At 36.5% G+C, this 7,371-nt stretch carries 7 protein-coding genes; all 7 read left to right on the top strand.

Going from position 1 to position 7,371, the window contains the following annotated elements; translation table 11 throughout:
• Positions 1-9: 9 nt before the first annotated feature.
• From fmt to AAA915_RS07515, 7 genes are read left to right on the top strand one after another with little or no spacing between them, the layout of a single operon-like run.
• The gene (gene fmt / locus AAA915_RS07485; RefSeq protein ID WP_338201143.1) at positions 10-954 is read left to right on the top strand and encodes a methionyl-tRNA formyltransferase; all 945 of its coding nucleotides are present in this window, start codon (positions 10-12) and stop codon (positions 952-954) included.
• On the top strand, positions 941-2,266 hold the full coding sequence (rsmB, locus tag AAA915_RS07490) for a 16S rRNA (cytosine(967)-C(5))-methyltransferase RsmB (RefSeq protein WP_338201145.1): 1,326 nt from the start codon (positions 941-943) through the stop codon (positions 2,264-2,266). Before fmt ends, rsmB begins: the two co-directional genes overlap by 14 nt.
• A gap of 4 nt (positions 2,267-2,270) precedes the next feature.
• On the top strand, positions 2,271-3,020 hold the full coding sequence (locus tag AAA915_RS07495; RefSeq protein ID WP_110446716.1) for a Stp1/IreP family PP2C-type Ser/Thr phosphatase: 750 nt from the start codon (positions 2,271-2,273) through the stop codon (positions 3,018-3,020).
• Positions 3,017-4,996 (top strand): Stk1 family PASTA domain-containing Ser/Thr kinase, encoded by a 1,980-nt coding sequence (gene pknB / locus AAA915_RS07500; protein ID WP_338201149.1) that lies wholly within the window; start codon positions 3,017-3,019, stop codon positions 4,994-4,996. Before AAA915_RS07495 ends, pknB begins: the two co-directional genes overlap by 4 nt.
• The gene (gene rsgA, locus AAA915_RS07505) at positions 4,992-5,882 is read left to right on the top strand and encodes a ribosome small subunit-dependent GTPase A (RefSeq protein WP_420915119.1); all 891 of its coding nucleotides are present in this window, start codon (positions 4,992-4,994) and stop codon (positions 5,880-5,882) included. The genes pknB and rsgA overlap by 5 nt, the downstream gene beginning before the upstream one ends.
• 8 nt (positions 5,883-5,890) lie before the next feature.
• Positions 5,891-6,541, top strand: a complete 651-nt coding sequence (gene rpe, locus AAA915_RS07510) for a ribulose-phosphate 3-epimerase (RefSeq protein WP_122026198.1) — start codon at positions 5,891-5,893, stop codon at positions 6,539-6,541.
• Entirely contained in the window at positions 6,538-7,224 is a 687-nt protein-coding gene (locus AAA915_RS07515; RefSeq protein WP_338201153.1) for a thiamine diphosphokinase, read from the top strand. The genes rpe and AAA915_RS07515 overlap by 4 nt, the downstream gene beginning before the upstream one ends.
• Positions 7,225-7,371: the final 147 nt, after the last annotated feature.

Raw genomic sequence — 7,371 nt, forward strand, 5'->3', positions numbered from 1 at the left:
GAATGTTTAATGACATCAATAATTTTTTTAGGAACTCCTAAATTTGCCGTGCCTATTTTAAAGGCTCTTGCAAATGAAAAATATGAAATCAAAGCAGTGGTTACTCAACCTGACAAGAAAGTTGGTCGCAAGCAGGAAGTTACTGAGTCACCAGTTAAGGTTTTAGCTCAAAAATTAAATTTACCAGTTTTTCAACCTGCTCATTTAGCAAAGTCAGAAGAAGTAACTAAATTAATAGCTATGCATGCAGATTTGATTATTACTGCTGCTTATGGTCAGTTTTTACCTACTAAATTCTTGCAATCAGCTAGCATTGCTGCAGTTAATGTTCACGGTTCATTATTGCCGAAGTATCGTGGTGGAGCGCCTATACAATACGCTCTGATCAACGGAGATAAGCAAACCGGAGTAACAATTATGGAAATGGTTAAGCAAATGGATGCCGGTGCCATTTATGCTCAAAAAGCAATTGACATTCAAAAAGATGATACAGCAGGAACTGTTTTTGAGAAATTGTCTTTTTTGGGACGTGACTTGTTGCTTCAGACTTTGCCTCAAATTATTGCAGATCCTCAGAAGAAAACGGCTCAAGATGAAACCAAAGTAGTATTTTCCCCAAACATCAGCAAAGAGCAGGAACAAATAAAAATAAGCATGACTGCGACGGAAGCCAACAACTTAATTCGCGGTCTTAATCCCGATCCCGGAGCTTATTTGCTGATTGATAATAAAAGATTTAAAGTATGGCGAGCCGAAGTGACTCCAGAAACTACCTCTCTATCAGCTGGAACAGTGGTTGATAATAAAAAACGTTTTGCTATTAGCTTTGCCAATCATACAGTTTTAAATTTACTTGAGGTTCAGCCGGCAGGAAAGAAAAAAATGACTGTAAAAAGCTTTTTAAACGGACAAGGAAAAAGCTTTGCTATAGGTGATAAAATTGTCGGCTCCTAAAAGCGCCCGGTCAGTGGCCCTGTCTACTTTAATTCGTGTATTGTGTTCAGGGTCCTACTCAAATATTAGTTTTAATAATAGTTTGCGTGAAGCTAAGCTTACTCAAGCTGATCAGAATTTAGCAACCAGAATTGTCTACGGCACTATACAGGAAAAAATCTATTTGGAATATCAACTTCATGATTTACTGAAGACAGAACTTAAGGAAGATTACCTCTGGCCATTATTATTGATGTCTTCCTATCAAATCCTGTTTATGAACAGCATTCCCAATAGGGCAGTCTTAAATGAGGCTAATAAATTAGCAAAAGAATACGGTAAGAGGCATTCTGCTGGATTTAAAATTGTCAACGGTATCTTACGTTCTTTGTTAAGAAGAGGCTCGATTTTGCCAAATGAAAAAGACAAGACGCTTTATCTTAGTGTTAAGGAAAGCACACCTAAATGGTTAGTTCAGTACTTGATTAGTCATTGGGGTGAAGATAGAACCGCTGCCATATTAGCTAGCATTAATAAACCATCTAAAAATACAGTGAGAGTTTCAAAATTGGCTGATTATAATTCGGTCAAAGAAGAGCTATCAAATTTAGGATTTCTTCCTGCTGATTCTGAAATTGCTTCAGATGAACTGGTCTTAGCACATGGAGGAATCTTTAAAACTGCTTTATTTAAACAAGGCAGATTGACAATTCAAGATGAAGCTGCTAGTTTGGCGGTAAGTGCTTTTTCTTTTAACGGTAATGAAGAAGTTCTTGATGCCTGTAGTGCACCAGGAGGTAAAACTGTTCAGATCGCTGAAAAGTTGAAGCAGGGTCATGTTACCGCACTTGATATACATGAAAATAAGCTGCGCTTGGTTAAAGAGAATGCCAGCAGAATGCATGTGGAATCAAAAATAATTGTCAAGCCACTTGATGCCAGAAAAGCAGATCAAGAATTTAAAAAAGAGCAATTCAATAAAATTTTAGTGGATGCACCTTGTTCTGGTTTAGGTCTTATTAGGCGGAAACCGGAAATCAGGTATACTAAAACATTAAATGACTTAACTAAATTGCAACAAATTCAATTAAATATTTTAGATCATGTAAGTTCCTTAATCAGTCAAGGTGGAGAATTAGTGTATTCGACATGCACTATTTCCCAGGAAGAGGACGAAGACGTAGTTAAAGCTTTTTTAAAAAGGCATGATGAATATAAATTACAGCCTTTTACAGCGGGTAAGCTAAAAGCCCCAAAGGGGATACTTAAAATCTTACCGGATAGTTATGGTAGCGATGGCTTTTTTATTGCTAAGTTTAAATTGCGAGGTTAGGATTTTGATTAAAACAGCATTTGCTTCTAGTATTGGACGAATACGCAAGAGCAACCAGGATTCTGTACAGGTTTTTAAAAATAAAAAAAATGCTTTGTTGGCTATTGTTTGTGACGGCATGGGCGGACATCAAGGTGGAGATGTGGCTTCGACTATGGCTGTAAGTCATTTGGGTCACAATTTTGGTGTCACCGACTTTTACGATTCAAACAGTGCACGTAAATGGCTGAACGTTCAACTAAGTAATGAGAATGAAACAATTTTAAGAACTGCTGACCGTTTTCCAGATTTAAATGGCATGGGGACAACAATAGTATTGGCTGTGGTTTTTAACGATGAAGCTTTAATCGCCCATTTAGGAGATTCAAGAGCCTATGGCTATTCAGATGGCCAATTCGTTCAGCTTGTAGAAGATCATTCTCTGGTCAATGAATTGGTTAAACTGGGGCAAATTACTAAGCAGCAAGCTAGAAATCATCCTCAAAAAAATATCATTACTCAATCACTTGGAGTTTCCAGCACAATTGATCCGGAATATAAGCAGATTGCTTTAAATGATAATGATATTATTTTGCTTTGCACTGATGGCTTAACTAATTCATTAAGTGATCCCCAGATTCAACAGATACTTGCGACAAAAGATTTGTCTTTAAAAAGTCGTTGCCAAAAGCTGATTGACGAAGCTAATCGTTTGGGTGGTGAGGACAATATCACTGCTTGTTTAATTCTAAATGAGGGTGGTGACAAGCAATGATCAATAAGGGCTATTTGTTAGGCGACCGCTATCGTATAATTGATACTTTAGGTGAAGGCGGCATGGCAAATGTTTATCTAGCTGAAGATATCATACTGCAGCGAAAAGTCGCCGTTAAAATTTTGCGGCTCGATTTACAAAAAGAACCTCAGACCTTGGCCCGTTTTCAAAGAGAAGCACTTGCTACCAGTGAATTAAGTCATCCTAACATAGTGATGGTTCTGGATGTTGGCACTGACCATGGTTTGCCGTACATGGTTATGGAATATGTGGATGGTCCTGATTTAAAAGAGTATATTAGAGCAAATTCACCTTTGAATTTAGGTAATATTATTAAAATCATGGACCAAATACTGAGTGCAATGTCTTTGGCTCATAAGCATAATGTTATTCACCGGGATCTAAAACCGCAAAATATTTTAATGGACAAGCATGGCAATATCAAAATTGCCGATTTTGGTATTGCCGTGGCCTTAAACCAAAATTCTGTCACCCAAACCAATTCTGCAATTGGATCTGTCCATTATATGTCTCCAGAGCAAACTAGAGGTGGACTGGTTACCAAACAATCCGATATTTATTCTTTAGGAATAATTTTATATGAATTGATTACAGGAAATGTGCCTTTTAATGGCGATTCCGCGGTTTCAATTGCTTTAAAGCATGCTCAAGAACCAATTCCTTCAATCAGAAAACAAGATCCTAATATTCCGCAACCACTAGAGAATGTAGTCTTAAAAGCAACAGCTAAAGATCCGCGCGACCGGTATAATTCTGCTAAGGAAATGAAAGATGACCTTGATACCAGTTTGGAACCAGGGCGTGCTAATGAATCAGTTTTTAAACCCACTCATGGCAACAATGATGATGAAACCATTATTTTGCCGAATTTCAAACCTAATCGAGTAGTCGAAAAGACTGATGCGGAAAATAGAACTCAAGAAAAGACTGCTGACTATCAAAAGAATCGTTCCAGCTTTACGCAAGCTTTGCGTAAATATAAATGGTGGTGGCTTTTTGTAGGCATGGCCGCAGTCTTAATAATTGGCTTAATGTTTTTTGTGCTCGATAATAACAAAAATAGTGATATACGAATTCCCGATGTTACAAATCTGAGTGAGAAAAAAGCAAGAAATAAACTTGAAAATGTTGGCTTAAAGGTTGGCAAAATAAAGCATAGAAATTCTGATAGCATTGATCGCGGCAAAGTAATTGAAACTTCACCTGTTGCTGGCTCAGAAATAAAACGAGGTCGCTATATAGACCTGTATATTTCTGATGGAGCAGGTATGGTTCAAGTACCTGATGTAACAGGGGATGAATATGGCATTGCTGTTCAAAAACTTGAAAAATTAGGTTTTGAAGTAATTCGTGAAAATCAATTTTCATCCAGTGTTCCACCTGATCATGTCATTTCTCAGAGTGTTGCTGCCGATGTTGAAGTAAAGCCGGAACAAACAACAATTACGTTAGTAATATCTAAAGGAAAAAATCCGCGCTCAAAGCATCATATGATTAGATTACCTGATTTAAAAGATTATTCTTTAAAGCAGGCACAAGAATTTGCGCATAAACACGGCTTGACACTGCAAGTTAGCTCTGCCTATTCCAGCAAAGTGAAGAAGGGAATGATTATTTCCATGAGTCCAGCAGCAGGTACACAGGTTCCTCGTGGAAGTACAATTTCTGTTAATGTTTCAGAGGGAGCAAAAAAGGAGCGCAATTTAACAGCAATTAAAAACTTTACGGTTAGCTACGAAGATAATGATGAAGATGATTCTGATAATAAGCGCGGTAATCATGTTCAAATATATATTGCAGATGATAATCATTCAATTGATAACATTTACCGGGATTTATATATCAAAAAAGATATGAATTTTTCAATTCCATTCGAACTAAAGGATGGCCCGGGTCAACTAAAAGTAGTACGTGATGGTCAAATAATTTTGAATGAGAAGGTCAAAAATGATTAAAAAGGATCAAGGAATTGTTATTGGTTCAATTGCAGGCTTTTATGATGTTCAGACTGCTAATGATATTGTAAGAACTCGTGCCAGGGGGGTTTTTCGTAAAAATAAATTGAAACCAACTGTTGGTGATCACGTTAACATTCAAATTGATGACCAAGGCACAAATTATTTGGTGGATGTTTTACCACGTAAAAATCTGATTGGTCGACCTGCTTTAGCTAACGTAAATCATGTTTTATTAGTAATGTCAGCAGTTCAACCCGATTTTTCTCTGCAGTTATTGGACCGCTTTTTAACTTTCTTTTCATGGCAAGGTGTGGCTGTAAGTATTTACCTATCAAAGAGCGACTTACCAAGTAGGTCAAAGCTAAACAAGATTCACGAGGACTTGCTTTACTATAACGCTATAGGATATCAAATTTTTTATAGCAAAGAAGAGGTCGCCAATAACCTGATTCACGAGATTTCTAATAAAGACATCTGGACTCTTGCTGGACAATCAGGAGCAGGTAAATCCACTCTAATTAATTCACTTCAAAGTGACGTTAAGCAAGAAACAGGCGCCATTTCTAATTCCTTAAATCGAGGCAAGCATACTACCAGAACAGTTAACCTTTTTCCTTTAGGAAAAGGTTATCTTGCAGATACTCCAGGCTTTTCAGCAATTGACCTTACGCCAATTAAAGTAAAAGAGTTATGTGATTATTTTATTGAATTTAAAAAAGCCAGTAGCAATTGTAAGTTTCGGGGTTGTCAGCATTTAAACGAACCCGGTTGTGAGGTAAAAAGATTAGTTGAAGCGGGAGAAATTAAAAAAAGCCGCTATGATGATTATTTGTTAATTCGCAAAGAAATAGAAAATGGTAGGCTGCCCGAGTATTTAAAATAAGGAGAAAAATAGTGATTGCACCGTCAATTCTAAATATTAATAATCTAAATTTGGAAAAAGATATTCAAACGGCGATTGATTGCGGCATCAGCCGCTTTCATATTGATATTATGGATGGACATTTTGTGCCAAATTTGTCGTTTGGTCCGCAGCTCGTATCTGATTTTAAAAAGACTTTTCCTACAAGTGAAGTTGAAGTTCACTTAATGAGTAATAACCCTGATGTTTTGGTACCTGCTTTTGTCAAAGCGGGTGCACAAATAGTGTTACTTCACTATGAGGCAATGAATGAGGATAAACTCAATTACTGGCTGGATTATTTAAAAGAAAACAATGTTAAAGCGGGTTTAGTTCTTAATCCAGATACTGCAGTTTCTGTTTTACAGCAATTTCTTAAGAAAGTTGATCAAATTTTACTAATGACCGTTTATCCCGGTTTTGGTGGTCAAAAATTTATTCATGAATCTTCTTCAAGGATTAAACAGGCCGTTAGTTTAAGCGCTGGAACAGTACCAATTGAAGTTGATGGGGGAATTAACAAACAAACTGCTAAAATTGCTAAGGCTGCAGGAGCAAAGATCTTCGTTGCTGGCTCTTATTTATTTTGTCAGAATAGTATTAAGAAGCAAATTACGGAGTTAGAAGGCATACTGCAATGAAATCCTATGCACTGCTAGGCGCGCCTAAACAGTTATGGCCTGACGATCTCAAAGAGCAATTTCTAAAAGCTAATAGAACCGGTGATTTAGTAATAGGTGTTGATCGCGGAGCTCTTCTTTTACAAGAAATGGGCATTAAGGTAGATCTGGCCGAGGGTGATTTTGATTCACTAAAGAGAAATGAATTAGCAGAAATCGAAAAAAATGTTGCTGATATTAGATATTCGAATCCAGAAAAAGATTGGACTGATGCTGAGCTGGCTATTCGCTGCGCCTTTTTAGATTACCGTGTTTCTCATTTAACTCTTTTTGGTGCCACAGGTGGACGCTTAGATCACTTTTTGTCTAATTTATTTATGGTTCTTAAGCCTGAGTTTAACCAGTTTGCAGAAAAAATAACGCTCATTGATCAGCAAAATTCAATTAGATTTTATAATGCTGGGAAACACTTAGTTAAAAGACAGCTAGGTTATAAATATTTTGGAGTAGTAACTTTAACCGGCGTCTTAAGTTTAAATATAAATGACGCTAAATATAATTTGGCCAATTTTAGGAGTGCAAATCCCGTCTCGTTTAGCTCGAATGAATTTTTACCAGAAAAAGATACATTTGAACTTTCATGTGCAAAAGGAGTAGTAGCGGTTTTTCAGTCCAAAGATATTAATCGTTTTCAAAATATTTAAGCAACAAAAAAAGCAGAAGATTTCTTCTGCTTTTTTATTTCCCAAAATCTGTTTAAAAGTTTATGTTTAAATAGAGATATTCTTATTGCTCTTTCAATTAATTTTCAAGTCAAAAAAAGACAAGTTATAGTCTGTAGTTTTACTTGA

The organism is Lactobacillus rizhaonensis, assembly GCF_036246345.1.
Classification (GTDB): Bacteria; Bacillota; Bacilli; order Lactobacillales; family Lactobacillaceae; genus Lactobacillus; species Lactobacillus rizhaonensis.